At 34.3% G+C, this 17,416-nt stretch carries 14 protein-coding genes; 5 read left to right on the forward strand and 9 right to left on the reverse strand.

The features are described 5' to 3' along the window. Window positions 1–6 precede the first annotated feature (6 nt). The 3 genes from BT156_RS10715 to BT156_RS10725 form a co-directional block, all read right to left on the reverse strand. Complete coding sequence (locus BT156_RS10715; protein WP_072409957.1) at window positions 7–963, reverse strand: hypothetical protein; 957 nt, start codon at window positions 961–963, stop codon at window positions 7–9. Window positions 964–1,004: 41 nt separating this feature from the next. Beyond that, complete coding sequence (locus BT156_RS10720) at window positions 1,005–2,591, reverse strand: patatin-like phospholipase family protein (RefSeq protein ID WP_072410103.1); 1,587 nt, start codon at window positions 2,589–2,591, stop codon at window positions 1,005–1,007. Window positions 2,592–2,951: 360 nt separating this feature from the next. Beyond that, window positions 2,952–3,851 carry a magnesium transporter CorA family protein gene (locus tag BT156_RS10725; RefSeq protein ID WP_072409958.1) on the reverse strand — a complete coding sequence of 300 codons (900 nt, stop codon included), beginning with the start codon at window positions 3,849–3,851 and terminating at the stop codon, window positions 2,952–2,954. A 73-nt stretch (window positions 3,852–3,924) separates the two neighbouring features. Here BT156_RS10725 and BT156_RS10730 point away from each other — a divergent pair, with 73 nt between their 5' ends. Both BT156_RS10730 and BT156_RS10735 read left to right on the forward strand, forming a co-directional pair. Then, window positions 3,925–4,947: a 3-oxoacyl-ACP synthase III family protein gene (locus BT156_RS10730; protein WP_072409959.1), complete on the forward strand. Its 1,023-nt coding sequence runs from the start codon at window positions 3,925–3,927 to the stop codon at window positions 4,945–4,947. A gap of 263 nt (window positions 4,948–5,210) precedes the next feature. Continuing rightward, window positions 5,211–5,888 carry a hypothetical protein gene (locus tag BT156_RS10735; RefSeq protein WP_072409960.1) on the forward strand — a complete coding sequence of 226 codons (678 nt, stop codon included), beginning with the start codon at window positions 5,211–5,213 and terminating at the stop codon, window positions 5,886–5,888. A gap of 158 nt (window positions 5,889–6,046) precedes the next feature. On the opposite strand, the gene BT156_RS10740 is transcribed toward BT156_RS10735, so the two are convergent. Further along, entirely contained in the window at window positions 6,047–7,207 is a 1,161-nt protein-coding gene (locus tag BT156_RS10740) for a thioredoxin family protein (RefSeq protein ID WP_072409961.1), read from the reverse strand. A 289-nt stretch (window positions 7,208–7,496) separates the two neighbouring features. On the opposite strand from BT156_RS10740, the gene BT156_RS10745 reads away from it, so the two are divergent. Together BT156_RS10745 and BT156_RS10750 are read left to right on the forward strand one after the other, a co-directional pair. Beyond that, window positions 7,497–9,101 (forward strand): tetratricopeptide repeat protein, encoded by a 1,605-nt coding sequence (locus tag BT156_RS10745; RefSeq protein ID WP_072409962.1) that lies wholly within the window; start codon window positions 7,497–7,499, stop codon window positions 9,099–9,101. A gap of 271 nt (window positions 9,102–9,372) precedes the next feature. Continuing rightward, the gene (locus BT156_RS10750; RefSeq protein WP_139255453.1) at window positions 9,373–10,269 is read left to right on the forward strand and encodes a hypothetical protein; all 897 of its coding nucleotides are present in this window, start codon (window positions 9,373–9,375) and stop codon (window positions 10,267–10,269) included. A gap of 102 nt (window positions 10,270–10,371) precedes the next feature. On the opposite strand, the gene BT156_RS10755 is transcribed toward BT156_RS10750, so the two are convergent. The 5 genes from BT156_RS10755 to BT156_RS10780 all read right to left on the reverse strand — a co-directional run bounded on the left by BT156_RS10755 (window position 10,372) and on the right by BT156_RS10780 (window position 15,061). Further along, a complete protein-coding gene (locus BT156_RS10755; protein ID WP_072409964.1) occupies window positions 10,372–10,575 on the reverse strand; it encodes a hypothetical protein in 204 nt (67 codons plus the stop codon). A 218-nt stretch (window positions 10,576–10,793) separates the two neighbouring features. Further along, window positions 10,794–11,012, reverse strand: coding sequence for a cytochrome C551 (locus BT156_RS10760; protein WP_072409965.1), 219 nt, complete (start codon window positions 11,010–11,012; stop codon window positions 10,794–10,796). A gap of 237 nt (window positions 11,013–11,249) precedes the next feature. Beyond that, on the reverse strand, window positions 11,250–12,875 hold the full coding sequence (gene pruA / locus BT156_RS10765) for an L-glutamate gamma-semialdehyde dehydrogenase (RefSeq protein ID WP_072409967.1): 1,626 nt from the start codon (window positions 12,873–12,875) through the stop codon (window positions 11,250–11,252). Window positions 12,876–13,310: 435 nt separating this feature from the next. Further along, the gene (locus tag BT156_RS10770; protein ID WP_072409969.1) at window positions 13,311–14,414 is read right to left on the reverse strand and encodes a DNA topoisomerase IB; all 1,104 of its coding nucleotides are present in this window, start codon (window positions 14,412–14,414) and stop codon (window positions 13,311–13,313) included. A gap of 209 nt (window positions 14,415–14,623) precedes the next feature. Continuing rightward, the gene (locus BT156_RS10780) at window positions 14,624–15,061 is read right to left on the reverse strand and encodes a DUF6526 family protein (RefSeq protein ID WP_072409973.1); all 438 of its coding nucleotides are present in this window, start codon (window positions 15,059–15,061) and stop codon (window positions 14,624–14,626) included. A 443-nt stretch (window positions 15,062–15,504) separates the two neighbouring features. On the opposite strand from BT156_RS10780, the gene BT156_RS10785 reads away from it, so the two are divergent. Beyond that, a complete protein-coding gene (locus BT156_RS10785; RefSeq protein ID WP_072410105.1) occupies window positions 15,505–17,274 on the forward strand; it encodes an aminopeptidase P family protein in 1,770 nt (589 codons plus the stop codon). The last annotated feature ends 142 nt before the right edge of the window (window positions 17,275–17,416 follow it).

Here is a 17,416-nt window from a genome sequence, read left to right on the forward strand (position 1 = left end):
ATTAATTTAAGGCTTTTCTTCGTAGAAATTATCCAATTTTAAATCTAAAATTTTCGGAAATTCTTTTACAATGTTTAAATAATCATTTTGATTTAAGATAAATTGATACCCTAAATTTTGATATTCTTTTTCCATTAAAACTATTTTTCCTGAATATTTTTGATCCTGAAGAAGAGGAAGATATAAAAACAGTAAATACGGTTTGTCTTTTAAAGCAACTTCAATTTGTATGAATTTTGGATTTTCTCCTCGTTGTAGCGAATTGTTGAATACGTCTACTGATTCATATTTTGATTTGGTTAGTTCTGAAAAAATATTTTTAATGATGGGTTTAATTTTTGATTTTTCAAATTCTTCAGAGTCTCCTTGGATAGCGAAGTATCCAATTTCATTTTTGAATTTTGTGTGTTTATTTTTTCCTTCATCATAATAAATGCGGAAATGAGTCACGTCATCAATATTAAAATTGAAGTTTTCAATTTGCTTAATACTAGGCCTGTAATTTTTAGAATTTAACGGTTTGTTTTGTAAACTGATACCCGACAGTTCTTTTGTACCATATTTTTTAAGAAAGCTGAAAATTAAAGTTTGTGATGATTTAAAGTTATAGTTTATATTATTTATAAAAATAGTATTGTTATTGTTGACGCTAGCTTGTAAAGAGGGAAGAATATCTCTTTTGTCTGTGGGAATTGTTTCTGTTTTAAAAAAAGAATTTAATTGTTCTGTAAGCTGTTTTATCTGAGAGTCTGTAATATTTTTTCTGATATCTTCTGTAAATAGATTTTTAAGGTCTAAAGGCTTATTTTCTTGAATTAATTTTAAAGCCTTTCCTGTTGTAATCAACATTTCATCTTCTGACAGTATTTCTGATTTATAGTTTTCAATACTTTTTTGAGCTCTTAGATAATTACAAAAAAATATTAAAGCTAGAATTAGCGAAAAACGTTTTAAAATAGTCATATGGGGTTTAAATAAAATTTAGCTAAAATACTCAAATTTCCTTACCCCACCGTTTTCGTATCCTCCTGCTTCAAAATCTTTTTCTCTTTCATGGCAAGCATCATTCTTTCGCATTTGTATTTTTCCCAGTCGAATTGATTGAGGAAATCCAGAGCAGCCACAAAACCTCTGTTGAAAAGGTCTTCTTTTTCTTCTCTCTTCATAAAGAAATTCAGCCAGCTGCTTTCACCGCAATTGACGGTTTGAATGCTGAAAGAATGGTAGAAAGTATGTTTCGTAAGGAAAGATTTATCATTGAAACCTTTTAAAGTGCTGAGAATATTTCCGGCAAATGAGAAAGGCGTTTTCAGGATCTGTTCGCTGGTTTTTCCCTTTTCGGACAGAATATCGGAGTCGCTGGTGAGCTGTACCCCAAACAAAGGCATCCTCGGATAAAAGACATCACTCGAATGAAAAAGATCGATCGGGAAATTAGAAATACTTCCGCCATCAATAAAAACCCCGGAAGGGTAGATGTCTTCCGGCTTGGTGTTCATCCAGAATTTCCACGCATATTTCACAGAATCATCACTCTTATCGATCATCTTTTGAAAAGGCTGAAAAAAGAAAGGCACCGACATCGAAGCCCGCACAAACTCGGCAGGACTGATGCGTTTCATTTCCTCCTCAGACCAGTATAAATTGGCCATCGTGGGAAGTTCAACCTTGATTTTAGCATTAATATCGGTGGTGATAACAATGTATTCTGATTTCAATAAATAGAAAGGATTGTTTTTATAATAATCATTGTTAACAGCACTTTCATAGAATATTTTGTAGCGTGTTTTGTCGATATGCTCTAAATTATTAACCTTAATTTCTTCAATACTGTTTAATGCGATGGCATAATATTCCTGTTTATTTCCGTAACGGTAGTTAAGGTTAAGCTCAAGTTCCTTTTGGATGAATTTTTCATTAAGTTCGGCAACGGTTTTTATCCCGAATCCGTTCATCACATCGGTCATTTGATCTAAAAAAGCTTTTCCGGGATTGAGTCCGCTGTTTTGTTTTCTGAAATCATTATAAAACTTTTTAACACAAAAAAACGCAATGATAATCGGAATGAGCGGAACAAGGAAAAGAAGTTTTGCATTCAACGTAGTTTCCGAAGAAAACGCAAACGGAATAATCACCAGAATAATCATGATCACAGCTGCAATAATAGCATTTATTTTCAGGAAATTCTTGTTGTTCAGCATCGCATGAATGGTCGTCTTTACATATGTTTTCCCATCCATAAAATCTGAAAAATCCCAATTGAAAAGTATTTCTTTGATGACTTCACTTTTGGATTCTTCCTTTGTTTTACAGGCAGCGATCAACATTGTATTAATTGCTCCGGCGCTCGTTCCTGCAATTTTCAGAAAACGAACTCCGAAGATCTCCAAACCATAGAGATAACCCACCAATGCGCTTCCCCAGACACCACCACCTTCCTGTACAAATTCTACATATTGATTTCCGTGAGCATCCAGAAGATCAGAAAATTCTTTGGACGAAATATTTTCATGTAAAGCTGTGAGCTTGTCTTTTGATTCCTGGGAAAGTACATTTTCATCAAGAATTTTGTTAAGAATTTCGGTTTTCATGGTTGGTTTGGTGGGTTTTAGTTTTTTCTTTTTCTTTTTCTTTTTCTTTTGCTTTTGCTTTTGCTTTTGCTTGATGTAGTTAAACACAAATAATGCTGTCATTGCGAGGGGCGAAGCGACGAAGCAATTTCTCAAAAAGTATTACTAAACTTAATATTCTTAAAATCTTAATTAGAAACTTAATGGTTCAAATTTTTAAATATTAAGATTCATCAAAACATTAAGATCATTAAGAGATTGCTTTACTTCGACAGGCTCAGCACAGGCTTGCTTCGCTCCTCGCAATGACATCTATACAGTAAAATTAATTGAAATAAATCTTTAAAACATAGGTGTTTTCACGCTAATTATTACGTGATTTTACCACTGTTTTCTCCTTGCATATATAAAGGTACTGATCACAATTAAACCCATTAGGCCTAAAGTATAAAAATACCCGTGTTTTGTATGCAGTTCAGGCATATTATCGAAATTCATTCCATAAACTCCTGCAATAAAGGTGATTGGTAAAAAATAAACCGAATAAATCGCCAAAACCTTCATCACCTGATTCGCTTTTTGGTCAGAAAGCGCTAAAAACATCCCGATTAAGTTGGTGATCTGAATATTTAAATGATCAAAATCCGCAACAACATCTTTATGTTTATCCTTTAAATCAACAACTTCAGAATCCTGTAATCCCAAGAGCTTAAATTTATCGATCGCATCTGTAGAGATTGTTAATACTCTGGAATTTAATCCTGATTTTCTTTTCAGCTTGTATAATCTTCGGATCTGATTGGTGTGGTTTGTATTTTTAAGGAAGATCTCATTTTCAATGTTATCCATTGTTTCCATTAAGCTTACAGACTCATCATCGAAGCTTTTCATCATCAATAAAGCGATCTTTAAAGCTATATTCTGCGTTGTTGTTTCAGTTGTTGAATTACAAAGCTGCTTTTTCGTTTCATTGATGCTTTTGGTTTTCATCCTGTGTACGGTAATAATGGTATTACCCAAAAGAAAAACACCAATTTTGGTGCTGATATCGCTGATGGTGTTGAGGTTTTTCCTTTCGAGCTCAGTGCTTTCACGGAACAGGAAAAACTTTACATTTCCGTCCTCTTCATATTTTGGTAAATGATTAGGGTCTAAGGTATCTTCCAAAAGGAGATTGTTGATCTCATATCTTTCATGAAGAAATTTCATATCTTCCGCAGTGGGAGCTTCTACATCTACCCATTCGCATTGGGAGTCTCTGTATATCGTTTCAATTGGCATAAAGTAAAAATACTAATATTTTGAAAAACTATGTGTTAAATAAGTTTTATCTTTGCCAAAATTAAAAAACTATATGATTAAAAGTACAATAAAAGGGATCGGATTTTATGTGCCGGATAATGTTGTAACGAATGATGATCTAGCTAAATTAATGACCACAAATGATGAATGGATCACGGAAAGAACGGGTATTAAAGAAAGAAGACACCGTAAAAACAGAAATGATTCTCAGGAAACGACCGCTTATTTGGGTTTTAAAGCTTCTGAAAAAGCACTTGAAAAAGCAGGTTTAAAGGCTAAAGACATCGATTATATTGTTTTTGCAACGCTTTCTCCGGATTATTACTTTCCTGGTTGTGGCGTTTTGCTTCAGGATATGCTGGGTTGTGATACGATCGGGGCTTTGGATGTAAGAAATCAATGCTCAGGATTTGTGTATGCAATGAGTGTTGCCAATGCTTTCATTAAATCGGGAACGTATAAAAATATCTTGGTTGTAGGTGCTGAAATTCATTCTTTCGGATTAGATTTTTCTGATGAAGGAAGAGGAGTTTCGGTAATTTTCGGAGATGGAGCAGGTGCGGTTGTCCTTTCTGCGAGTGAAGATGCCAATGCAGGTGATATTTTAGCAATGAATATGCATTCTGAAGGAAAATATGCTGATGAATTATGTACTCAGTTCCCGGGTTCTAAATACGGATGGAGTGACAGAATGAGAAAAGAACCTGAAAACGTGACTGATAAAGAAGTATATCCGATTATGAACGGAAATTTTGTTTTCAAGCACGCGGTAACAAGATTTCCGGAAACGATGCTGGAAGCGCTAAACAAAGCCGGAAAAACTATTGAAGATCTTGATATGTTTATTCCGCATCAGGCGAATTTAAGAATTGCCCAGTTCGTTCAACAGAAATTTGGATTGCCGGATGAAAAAATTCATAATAACATCCAGAAATACGGAAATACTACCGCAGCATCTATTCCGATTGCTTTAAGTGAAGCGATTGAATTAGGTAAAATAAAAAGAGGAGATTTAGTTCTTCTTTCAGCTTTCGGAAGTGGATTTACCTGGGGAAGTATTTTATTTGAATATTAAACTCATTTTGTATAAAATAAATTGAAAGGCGGAAATATTTTTCCGCCTTTTTTATTATGTATATAAATTGTTTAGTGCTTGTTGTTTTTCATTGATTTGAATTATTCAATAAAATTATTGTTTTTAACATGCAACTTTACTTGTTGTTGAAACAAAATGGTTTGGTTTTTAATGAGTTAATTGAAGATAGTATATAAATGGTATATCATTATTTTTGAACTTATTATTATTTTTTTTTCTCTTTGCCCCAAAAAAAAAATTAAATGATGAAAAATCAAAATTTAGCAATTCTTTTATTAGTCATTGCTGCAATTTTTACAAAAGGGCAAGTTGGAATTAATACGGCAACTCCAAAAAAGATGCTTCATGTGAATGGTTCTTTACAATTTACTAACGAATTAAATGTCGGAGGCAATGATGCTACGCCCGGTTCTGCAGGAGTGGCTGGTGAAATACTTGTATCAAATGGTCCTGGAGTTGCTCCTAAATGGATGCTGACAACAGCTTCGAAAAAACCAGTGATTGGAACTTTGGGAACTGGTGCTTATATTAGAGAAACTTTTACATATACTGGTTCTAGTATTACACTTCCACCAGGAAAATGGATGATCACTGCAAGCATGCTACTTAATATGAGAAATGCATATAATGCAGATGATTATGGATGGTTGCGATCTAGTTTGTCAAATTCATCAACTACATTATCGCCAAGCTCCGATATTGTGTCAACGTCTACTCTATTTAGTGGCGGTTCTACCCGATATACCACTTATTCACTCACCACAGGAAATATATTAATTGAAAATACATCAAGCGCTCCAAAAACGTATTATTATTATGCTTGGGGTGAGTTTTCCGGAACGTCAGCAAATAAATTTTTTACTAATTTTGGAGGATCTGGTTGGGGTGAAGATATGTTATATGCCATACCTGTAAATTAACCCTAACCCATATTATTTTCAAAAATACATGAAAATAAGAGTTTAAATATTATTCAAATCTATGAAATGTATAACTAGAATGTACAACAGATTGATTTATAATATAACAAGTACAAAAAAACCGCAAAGTAATCTGCGGTTTTTTTGAAAAGCTTTCATTAAAGACTTTGTAATAATTTTTCGGTATCAGAAGAGTCCTGATCTGTATTTTTTGCTAGTTTAATTGATTTTTCAGCCCAGAGTTTAGCGTTTTTCTTATCACCAATTTTGTTGTAAAGATTGGCTAATGTATCTGTGTTTGCATAATTCTCTTTTTTCTTTACAGATTCCTGAGCCCACGCAAGTGCTTTTTCCAGAGAAGGTTTATTGTTTACATTTTCAAAGAAATTCCAGGCAACTGAATTTAATTCATCTGAGCTCGCTGCAGAATAATCTTTATATAAATCTAATGTTAATTTCTCATAAGTTGCAATGTCTTTATCTTTCAAAGCTCTGTTAGATTTTGCTCTTTTTAGGGTCTTTTCAGCTTCTTCTTTGCTTAAAAAACTTTGAGTTTCTTTTAGAAAATAAGCGTCATCCCATTTTTTAGAATCAGCGTTGTATGATTTTTTTATAATGGTAGTAAGCTTTATATTCTTGTCGATCATCTGATATTTATCTTCAGGAAGGATCTTTAGAATATCAGCTTTCTTCTCCTGGAAAATTTTGTATAAAGGACTTTCTGTGCTTTGAGTTCCGGCAAGAAGCATTTGAACATCTTCCTGATCTAAGCTAGGTTTTGATTTGAAATAACGCTCCAAAACTCTGCCTGTGAATGCTGCATCTGTGTAAAGCGTAAGTCCTGCAAGATTTTTTAAGAATTCAGGATCTTTTTCTCCGTTTTCAAATTTTTGCTTTAAAGCTGTAAGTCTTTTGCTTGGATCTTCTGCATCTTTTGCAAACTGTATAAAATCTTTTTCTTCTACATATCCTAATGTTCTGTGTACTTCTTCTCCGTTTCCATCAATGAATAAATACGTTGGAAATGCTTTTACGCCATATTTTTTGGCAATATCAATACCTTCACCTTTCTCCATATCAATTTTTGCATTGATAAAGTGAGAATTATAATAATCTCCAACAGATTGAAGTGGGAAAATATTCTTCGCCATTAGTTTACAAGGTCCACACCAAGTTGTATAGGCGTCAACAAATACAATTTTTTTTTCTTTCTTGGCTTTCGCTAAGATAGTAGCGAAGTTAGAATCTTCAAATTTGATTCCCTGTGCCAATGCAAGAACCCCAATGAAAAGGGAAGAGAATATTGCTATTTTTTTCATATATACTTTTTATTGTTACAAATGTAATAATTATGTAAACACATGAGTCGATACAGATAAAAAATAGTTACAGTACTTTTCTTCAGAAATAATAATTCTTTTTAAGATCGGGATTTACTATTCATATCTTATTACTAAAATTAATTTAAATATGCATTATAATTAAAAAAATTAAACATTAAGAATGTTTTAATAAAAAATAAAATATCGTTACTTTTGTAAAAAACTAAAAATACACACCATGATAATGATGAATTATTATAAAATCCAAATAATAATTTATTAATTTATGCTCAAAAGTCTGAAAGGTCTTGTGTTTTTCTTAATCACAACGATCCCAATATATGCTCAAAGCAATATTGACTGTATCAATGATGAAACGTTAGCAAAAACGTCTCAAAAAAAAATGTCTGAGGCTCTGAAAACCGCAGACTCTCTTTACAAGTCTTCCAAAAATCCTTTGCATAAAGCCCAAAGCCTGATTCTTTCCGCAAATTTATACCAAAAAAAAGGAGATTTTAAAAAAGCGATCTGCTATGCAGAAAATGCTGATGTAATGATCGCTAAAGTAAACGATCCGGATCTTGCTTCCCGTATCACTGAATTTCTTGCCCTTCAATACAGATTGGTTGGTCTTCACGAAAGGTCAAAAAAGTATATTATAAAAGGATTTAAAATAGCAAAAAAAATAAAAGACCCGAAAAGATACAACGAAACACAGGGAGTTCTTAACCAGGAATTAGCTCACTGTGAAATGGAGCTTGGAAATTATCCAAATGCCGTAAAATATCTTGAACTCTCATTAGGTTTTTTTGAAAAAGTAGGAATAATAGGAGAGGAGGTTGTTACGGCAGCTTCCTACCGTTTGTTGGGAGATGCTTATTTTAAACAGAATAAATATGATCTTGCCGAAAATTATTATAAAAAAGCCGAAGTTTTGCTTAAAGAGCCATCATGTCTTTTAGGATGGATCTATAATGGATTGGGCGGAATCCGTTTAAAACAAAAACAATGGAAAGAAGCCGAAATTTATCTTATCAAAGCCGAAAAGATTGCCGAAAACAATCATCAGCTAGATCTTAGAAAAGCAGTTTATGCTAATATTAATGATTATTATGAAGGAATAGAGGACGCCGAGAAGGCTTCACTATACGCTGTAAAATATGTGAAAATGTATGAGCAGATTAATGCTAAGAACAACGCCTTTGTTAACGAAAAACTAAATACGGAGGTATCAAGTAGAAGAAATATTCAGATTAGTATTGCAAAAAATATTGCAATTATCATTTTGTGTATTGCTTTGGGCGGATTGTTCGTATTTTTTAGATCAAAACAGAAAAAACAGCGTTCAAAACTCAGGAGTATCCTCAGAAGTAAGCAAAAATTCACTGAAAATCATAAAGAAGAATCCCAGAATGTCGATTTCTGTAATATTTCTGTTGAAGAGCTTGATGATAAGGAGACGGATACCGCTAAAAAAAGGAGTGATTCTTTAATGACCGCCGAAACAGAAACCAAATTGCTTGAACTGCTCAATGATTTTGAAAAAGGAAATCTATACAACAACAAAAACATGTCTCTTCCCTTCCTTTCGGGAGAGCTTAATACGAATACGAAATATCTTTCTTATGTGATCAACCGGCATAAAAGCGCTGATTTTAAATCATATATCAATAGGTTGAGAATTAATTATATTATCGATAAACTCATTAATGACGAAAAATACAGGCAATATAAGATCAGTATTCTGGCAGAAGAGTGTGGTTTTTCTTCTCACAGTAAATTTGCTTCGGTCTTTAAGGCGGTTACCGACTTTTCTCCTTCTGCTTATATTAAATTGCTTGATGCTGAAAATCAATTAGATAAGAGTGTTCATTTTCAGGAAAATAATTAAACATATTAATTGAATATTAACGGGTTCTTTCTATTTTCCTGAAAACAGACAGCCATTTGTTTTACGTAAGATGGTCACTTTCATATATTTGCCTCAGTTTTACGGGACGAATATTTATACTGCAGTTTGTCACAATTTTTCTAGAAATTTTAAAGGACGTCTTGTAACACCACACCTAAACACTAAAACCAAAAAACTACTAGCTGGTGTAAAATATTGAGGAGTATTTTACGCTAATCAATAACCATTAAACTAGTAACAAATTAAACGGATGAAGACAACTTTAACAATCGTTATGGCGTCTGTATTATCAAATCTTGCTTTTGCGCAGATAGGAATTAATACGGCTGAACCAATAGCGAGCTTGGATGTAGCCGCAAAAAAGCGCGACGGATCAACGGCGGAGGGCATATTGCCTCCGAGACTTACAGGAGATCAAATGAGAGCAGGAGATGCTAAATACTCAGATTTACATGCCGGAACTATTGTTTATGCAACCGCCCCGGTAAATTCAGCAACTTCAAAAACAACGAATGTAACTTCTCCCGGACTTTATTTTTTCGATGGAAAAATCTGGCAGAAAATGATGCAGGGAGATGAAAAAACGCTGAATGCTAAAAGTTCAGGGGATATCAAAAATTCAGTAAAATCATTTGACCATAATGGATGGTATTTACTGAATGGGAGAAATATTTCTACACTTCCTATCGCAGCACAGTCAGCTGCAACAAGTTTAGGTTTTACCGAAAGATTACCGGATGCTACAGATAGAGTGCTGAAAAGCAGAAGTGGTACCGAAATGTTGGGAAGTGAGGGCGGAGAAAATTTATTAACCCTTACACGATCAAATCTACCTAACATTAATTTTGTAGGTGTTGTAAGCGGTATCGCCGAGAGTGGTGGAGCGCACAGCCACGCTGCAGGCCAAGGCGGTTTTCTTTTAGGAGGAACAACGGTAGGAAATAACGGATCTGGAAATTATCAGGGTAACAGCACACCTACCTCTTGGGGTGGAATTGGTATCATGGGTAATACAGCATCTGGAGGGGCACATACACACTCTCTGGCGGGGATTGCAACCGTTCCTACAGGAGGAACCGGAGATTCTCTGGATAACAGGTCTGCTTATTTGGTCGTAAATACGTTTATTTATTTAGGCGGAGAATAGAATAATAAATTTCGTATACGATACAATCGGGATGATTGCCCGGTTTTTTCAGTCAAGTTTTTTTAAGTGCAAAACCGCAGAATTTCTGCGGTTTTGTTTTATTTATTTAGTTTTTGCGGTGTCTGTTTTTACTTTCATTGTGTCGGCAGGTGCATGTTCAGAATTAGCAACCGCAGAATCTCCCATTTCATTTCTCATAGCACTTTTATCATGCTCATCTTTATATTCTTCTCTGTTTGCTTTTTTATCTGCACAGCTTCCTAAAAAAAATAAGCCTAAAACGGCTCCTATCCATAATTTTTTCATAATAATTTATTTTAACGTTTAGTATAAATCAAATATAATGATTAAAAAGATAAAAGATAAAAGATAAAAGATAAAAGATAAAAGATAAAAGATGTTTCCTAAACCTCAAAGCTGAGATGAGCTACAAAGTGGCGATTTAACTAAGAATAGGATAAAAAAAATCCACAGAGCTTTCATCTGTGGATTTTCCATGTTAAAGTTAGACTTTCAGTTTTACTTTATTTGGTTGCAGGAGCAGTAACAGTGTCCATCTTAATCCTGATACTATCAGGATTTGTAGTTGTTGTAACCGAATCTGTAGTAGATATTGAAGATTGCATTTTATTGGTATCTACCGCAGCTGAATCGGAGCTACTTGACGACATTGATGATTCTTTAGTTCCGCAGCTCACTGCAATTATTCCTAAACCTATACTTAATAACAAAAACTTTTTCATAATATTTATCCTTTGGTGTATGAGTAAGTATTCAATAATTATTCCGAAATAGGCTTATTAATTATTAAAATATCGATAAAACAATTTAAATTTTGTTAAAAACTCATTAAATTTCAGAAAGTAGTGCTTCGGGTTTGTTTGATAATTTTAAGTTTTTTTCAAATCATTAATAATTACCATTAATAAACAAAAAGCCCCGAAACCGAAATTCCGAGGCTGTAAATCATTTATCTTTTATTAACCAAGATATGGATATTTGTAATCTTTAGGAGAAACAAAAGTTTCTTTGATACTTCTTACAGATGTCCATCTTAGTAAGTTCATTTTAGAACCTGCTTTATCATTAGTTCCTGAAGCTCTTCCGCCACCGAAAGGCTGCTGACCAACAACTGCACCAGTTGGTTTGTCATTGATGTAGAAGTTTCCTGATGCGTTTTCTAATGCTTTGAAAGCTTCATTTACCGCATAACGATCTTGTGCAAACACAGAACCGGTTAATGAGTAAGGAGAAGAAGAGTCAACAACTTTCAACGTTTCCGCCCAGTCTTTATCTTCATAAACGAAAACAGACAGGATTGGTCCGAAGATTTCTTCAACCATACTTTCGTATTGAGGATTTGTAGTTTCGATCACTGTTGGGTTTACAAACCATCCTTTAGAATCATCAACTTGCCCGCCGATCACAACGTTTGCTTCGCTTGATGCATTTGCTCTGTCGATGTATCCTTTACATTTTTCGAAAGAATTTTTATCGATAACTGCATTTACAAAGTTTGAAGGATCTTCCGGAGAACCGATTTTAATAGAAGCGATCTGAGTTTCCATTACTTTTTTCACATCAGCCCAAAGAGACTTAGGAATATAAGCTCTTGAAGCAGCAGAACATTTTTGCCCCTGATATTCGAAAGAACCTCTTACCAAACCTGTTGCAACAGCTTCTACGTTGGCAGAAGGGTGAGCGATAACGAAATCTTTTCCGCCAGTTTCTCCAACAATTCTTGGGTACGTTCTGTAATTGTGAATATTATCACCAATCATTTTCCACATTCCCTGGAAAACTTTTGTAGATCCTGTAAAGTGAAGTCCTGCAAAATCTCTGTGCGCCAATACTTTCTCTGCAGTTTCTTTTCCGTCTGTAAAGATCATGTTGATAACTCCTTTTGGAAGACCAGCTTCAATAAGAACGTCCATGATTACTTTTGCAGAATAGATTTGCTTATCAGAAGGCTTCCAAACCACTACGTTTCCAAGCATTGCCATACACGTTGGCAAGTTTCCTGAAATAGCCGTAAAGTTAAACGGAGTTACCGCAAAACAGAATCCTTCTAATGGTCTGTATTCTACACGATTCCAGATTCCTGCATCAGAAACCGGCTGCTCAGAATACATTTCTGTCATAAATTCTACGTTGAATCTCAAGAAATCGATGAACTCACAAGCTGCATCAATTTCAGCCTGATGAACATTTTTAGACTGTCCGATCATTGTAGCCGCGTTGATCACATCCCTGTAAGGTCCTGCCAATAGATCAGCAGCTTTTAAAAAGATTGCAGCACGGTGTTCCCAACCTAGCTCATTCCATTCTTTTTTAGCAGCTAATGCAGAATTGATGGCATCATCTACATGTTGCATTGTACCTCTGTGGTAAAAACCGAAATCATGAGCATGATCCTGAGGCGACTGAAGCTGAACTGTATCACCAGTTTTTACTTCTTTACCATCAATAACCATTGGAATTTCTATCTTCTCTGCCCACATTTTTTTGTATTGAGCGATAAGGCTTTTAACTTCTGGAGTTCCCGGTGCATAAGAATTTACCGGTTCATTTACTGCAAATGGTACTTGCGAAATTGCTTTTGACATATTACGTTGTATTATTTTTTAATTTGCTAATGATACAAATTTACAACTTTTATTGGTGTCAACGATAATGTGTCATGAGTGAATTTTGTTTCACAAGTAAATTGTGAAATTAAAAAATAGGTATAATAAGAATGACAAGGGTTTGAGATCTTTATTCAATTTGTCAATCATTAATTCTTACTTTGTAAGTCAAAATTAATTCTAAATCAATAGGAGGAGCCTACTTTAGTCTGCTTTTCTTTTGCATGAATAAATTGGCTTTAACCAAAACTTGAAATATTCAGTTTCAAAAACAAAAAAATAGATACCATACTTGTTATTCCCCAATAATCTAGACGTAGTTTTTCAAAGAATTATGTTGTGGGAATGTTGATTTGAGTATGTATGAAAAAATTATAGCGAATCGAATTAACCATTAACAATTCACTTTTAACGCTACATTTTTTCAGTTTCCAGAATTTTCAGAACTAATTTTTCCTCCTTAGTAAGATCCGCTTTACCGTCATTTTCTTCAATCTGTTCCAATTCATCAAGATATTTTTTGATGGTATTATTCTCGTAAAGATTAATAACTAAAGGATGCACGTAGTATTTTCTGCAAACCGTACTTGTATTTCCGAGATGAGAAGCGACTATTTCTAAAGCTTCTTTTACTTTCTTTTTGTACTCGGTGTTGCTTTCTGCATAGCCGATTTCTTTAAAAGCAATTAACGCGTTCACGGTTCCCGACCAAGTTCTGAAATCTTTTGCAGTAAAATCTTCACCGCTGATTTCTTTAATATAATCATTCACCATCCCCGAATCTATTGAATAGCGGTTATCATCTTCATCAAAAAACTGAAAAAGCTCTTTCCCCGGAATATCTTTACATTTCTGTACCAATCTCGAAAGTCTTCTGCTTTTAAGATCAATATTGTGCATGATTCCCTTTTTACCTTTAAACGAGAAGGTCATTTTTTGCCCTTTGATTTTTACGTGTTTATCCTTTAAAGTTGTTAAACCAAAAGAGCCGTACAGCTTTTCATAAGCATTATTTCCAATACGAATATTGGTGCGCTGCATTAAACTCACAATTAAGGCTAAAATTTTTCTCTTTTCGAAATTTCTTAAAGCTAAATCCTGTTCAATATGCAGACGAATTTCAGGTAAAGCATACCCGAACTGCAACATTCTGTAAAATTTTGTATGATTTCTCAACGCGCTCCAAAGAGGATGGTAGCGGTATTGTTTTCTTTTTTTAGCATCAAAGCCCGTGGCCTGAAGATGTCCGTTATCCAAAGCACAGATCCAGACATTTTCCCAAGCCGGAGGAATGACCAATCCATTGATTCGTTTAATTTCTTCCTTATCCTTAATTCGTTTTCCGTCTTTAAAATAAGAGTATTTTTTACCCTTTTTTTTACGGATAATACCCGCAGATTCTGCGTCGGACGTGTAAATTAGATTTACCGCCCTTGCAGAAGCCTCCGGATCTTTCATAATTTTAACAATCTTAGAAGGTTTGAGGTGAGAAATGATGTCTAAGTCTGAATTGTCCATCGAAAAAATCTGGTTAAGAGTTCTTACCCCTAGAAAATAGCCATAAAATAATTGCTATTACGCCTACCACTACTATTATTCCCCACCACATTCCAGCTTTAAAGATTGTTTCTACTGCTTCACAGCTCGTTAGTAATAACAAACTGAATATCGTCATACTGTATAATGATATTTTTTTCATGATAATTTATTTTTTGATGTCTATTATTTTAAATTCTGTGTTGGTCTGGTCGCCAGTTTTTAATGGATCTTTTGATCTCATCTCCTGAAGTATTTTCATGTAAAGCCTTATATAAAAGGTCTTTAAATTCATCATCATAAGCAAATCTAAGTGCTGCTATCTGCCCAAAACTTAATTTTTCCTCTATTTCATCTGATCTCTGATTGAAGATCTCAAAATATCTTTGCTTAAATTCAAGCCGTACCAAACGGTTTTGCAATCCAATGGCATAATGCTGCCGAACCATGAATGCCAGATAAAAAATCAGAAAAATAACAACTGAAAATAGTTCCCAAGCCAACTTGTTCTCCTCATCATTAAAAATTTTATAGATCCCAAAACCTTCCAACAGAATTAATAATGGAAGATAAATGAAATGATGAGGTGGATAAAATTTCCTGTGATTTTTGTAATTCTGACTCTCCATAATGTAAAATGTAGCAAGAATCTTTCCAAAAAGTTAAATTTTTAATAATAATTGATATTTGTGGTATCTAAATGTTATTTAATTATCTTAAATGATTGAAAGTTATTAACAATGTTATAAGCTGTTTTTGAGTAAGATAATGTATACAAAACAAGTCATTGCGAACCGAAGGTGAAGCAATCTCAAAAAAAATAACATACATTTTGTCATCCTGAAAGAATCTCAACGAATATTAAAAAAAGCTTAACAAACTTACAGAGATCGCTTTGTCACTAAGCTCTTCGCAAGGACAAAATAATTGCTGAATAAAACGTCCTTGCGAACTTAAAAACAATCAATATTTTCTAAACAAATCTTTGCAAGCATTGCGTTTAAATAAAACAAAAAATCCATTTCCAAAACTCAAAAATTTTGTAACTTTCGATGTTTTAAAAATAAAAAAAATGACTTCAAAGGAAAAAGTAGCTGCGCTTCGTGAAGAAATGCAGAAAAATAATGTTGATGCATTTATAGTATATTCTGCGGATCCGCATATGAGTGAATATCTGCCTGAAGAATGGCAGGAAAGGTCTTGGTTATCGGGATTTTTAGGTTCTGCAGGTTTTGTGGTTGTTACCCAAAATAAAGCAGGACTTTGGACGGACGGAAGATATTTTACCCAGGCAGCCATCGAATTGGACGGTTCAGGAATTGATCTTTTCAAAGACGGAATGGAAGGAACTCCAAATTATATAGACTGGATCATTTCAGAAATTCCAACAAACGGAAAAGTAGCGGTAAATGCTGTAGCAACTTCTCACGCGAACTGGGAATTGCTTTCTCAGAAATTAAATTATAAAAACATAACGATTGTTGATCTTCCTCTTCTAAAAACCATTTGGACAGACAGAGGAACGCCTTCGAAAAATCCAATATTTGTGCATCCTGTAAAATGGGCTGGAAAGTCGGTTACAGATAAAGTTTCTGCCATCCGCCAGAAAATGGAGGATCAGGAAGCTACAGTTCATATCATCTCAAGCCTCGATGATGTTGCTTGGACTTTAAATTTAAGAGGTAGCGATGTTGAAAGCAATCCGGTATTTTTAGGATATATCATTATCACTAAAAATGATGCGATCTTATTCACTGATCTTGAAAAATTAGAGGTTGAAGCAAGAAAACAAATGCATGAGTCTTTCGTAAAAATGATGCCTTACGAAGAGTTCTACAATCATTTGAATACTGTTAAAAACGAAACAGTCTTAGTTTCTCCAAACAGTAATCAATCGATTTATGATGCGTTGAAATCTTACAATCAATTCATCAAAGCCCCCGTTCCCGGAAACTTAATGAAAGCTCAGAAAAACGAAACTGAACTGGAAGGTTTCAGAAAAGTAATGGTGAGAGACGGTGTTGCGATGGTGAAATTCCTGTATTGGCTGAGACACACTGCCGGAAAAGAAGCAATGACTGAATATTCTATCGGTGAAGTACTGAGAGGTTTCCGTGCTGAAGGTGAAAATTTTGTCGGAGAAAGTTTCGGAAGCATTGTAGGATATAAAGATAACGGTGCAATTATGCACTATTCTGCGAAAAGGGAAGGCAGCAAGGAAGTGACGAACGACTCAAGCATTTTAGTTGATTCAGGAGGTCAGTATCTTGAGGGAACGACGGATATTACAAGAACGTTATCTTTGGGAGCTGTTTCTGATGATTTTAAAAGAAATTCAACTTTAGTTTTACAAGGATTGATCCGTTTATCGATGGTGAAATTCCCGAAAGGAACAAAAGGAGTTCATCTTGACGCAATCGCAAGACTTCCGTTGTGGATGGAAGGGAAAGATTTCAACCACGGAACAGGTCACGGTGTGGGAAGCTTCATGAACGTTCATGAAGGTCCTCAAAACATTAGAAAAGATTTGAATCCGCAAGATCTTTTGGTCGGAATGGTTTGTTCAAACGAGCCTGGCTACTATTTAGAAGGAGATTACGGAATCCGTCATGAGAACTTGATCGCTGTAAAAGAAGCAGAAACAACCATCCACGGAACTTTCTATGAATTTGAAACATTGACGTTCTGCCCGTTCTTTAAAGATACGATCGTGAAAGAAATTCTTTCTGAACAAGAGATTGCATGGTTAAATAGCTACCACAAAACATGTGAAGAAAAGATTTCTCCATATTTGGAAGGTGAAGTTAAAGAGTGGTTCTTAGAATTGGTAAGTCCGCTTTAATTAATTTAAAAAAGAAAAAAATCTACTAAAAATAGATATTAGATAAATTTTAAAAGCCTTGTGACTCTTGTTGCAAGGCTTTTTCATATAAACAACCGTATTTTCACGGATAAATTTCTAGTGATTCCCCTGAATGGTTAAA

This window comes from Chryseobacterium limigenitum, from assembly GCF_900114875.1.
In the GTDB taxonomy this organism is placed as follows: domain Bacteria; phylum Bacteroidota; class Bacteroidia; order Flavobacteriales; family Weeksellaceae; genus Chryseobacterium; species Chryseobacterium limigenitum.

Bases quoted from the DNA above. Each gene is read 5' to 3' on its own strand.
- BT156_RS10715 (WP_072409957.1), bottom strand. From the start codon at position 963: ATGACTATTTTAAAACGTTTTTCGCTAATTCTAGCTTTAATATTTTTT.
- BT156_RS10720 (WP_072410103.1), bottom strand. From the start codon at position 2,591: ATGAAAACCGAAATTCTTAACAAAATTCTTGATGAAAATGTACTTTCC.
- BT156_RS10725 (WP_072409958.1), bottom strand. From the start codon at position 3,851: ATGCCAATTGAAACGATATACAGAGACTCCCAATGCGAATGGGTAGAT.
- BT156_RS10730 (WP_072409959.1), top strand. From the start codon at position 3,925: ATGATTAAAAGTACAATAAAAGGGATCGGATTTTATGTGCCGGATAAT.
- BT156_RS10735 (WP_072409960.1), top strand. From the start codon at position 5,211: ATGATGAAAAATCAAAATTTAGCAATTCTTTTATTAGTCATTGCTGCA.
- BT156_RS10740 (WP_072409961.1), bottom strand. From the start codon at position 7,207: ATGAAAAAAATAGCAATATTCTCTTCCCTTTTCATTGGGGTTCTTGCA.
- BT156_RS10745 (WP_072409962.1), top strand. From the start codon at position 7,497: ATGCTCAAAAGTCTGAAAGGTCTTGTGTTTTTCTTAATCACAACGATC.
- BT156_RS10750 (WP_139255453.1), top strand. From the start codon at position 9,373: ATGAAGACAACTTTAACAATCGTTATGGCGTCTGTATTATCAAATCTT.
- BT156_RS10755 (WP_072409964.1), bottom strand. From the start codon at position 10,575: ATGAAAAAATTATGGATAGGAGCCGTTTTAGGCTTATTTTTTTTAGGA.
- BT156_RS10760 (WP_072409965.1), bottom strand. From the start codon at position 11,012: ATGAAAAAGTTTTTGTTATTAAGTATAGGTTTAGGAATAATTGCAGTG.
- pruA (WP_072409967.1), bottom strand. From the start codon at position 12,875: ATGTCAAAAGCAATTTCGCAAGTACCATTTGCAGTAAATGAACCGGTA.
- BT156_RS10770 (WP_072409969.1), bottom strand. From the start codon at position 14,414: ATGGACAATTCAGACTTAGACATCATTTCTCACCTCAAACCTTCTAAG.
- BT156_RS10780 (WP_072409973.1), bottom strand. From the start codon at position 15,061: ATGGAGAGTCAGAATTACAAAAATCACAGGAAATTTTATCCACCTCAT.
- BT156_RS10785 (WP_072410105.1), top strand. From the start codon at position 15,505: ATGACTTCAAAGGAAAAAGTAGCTGCGCTTCGTGAAGAAATGCAGAAA.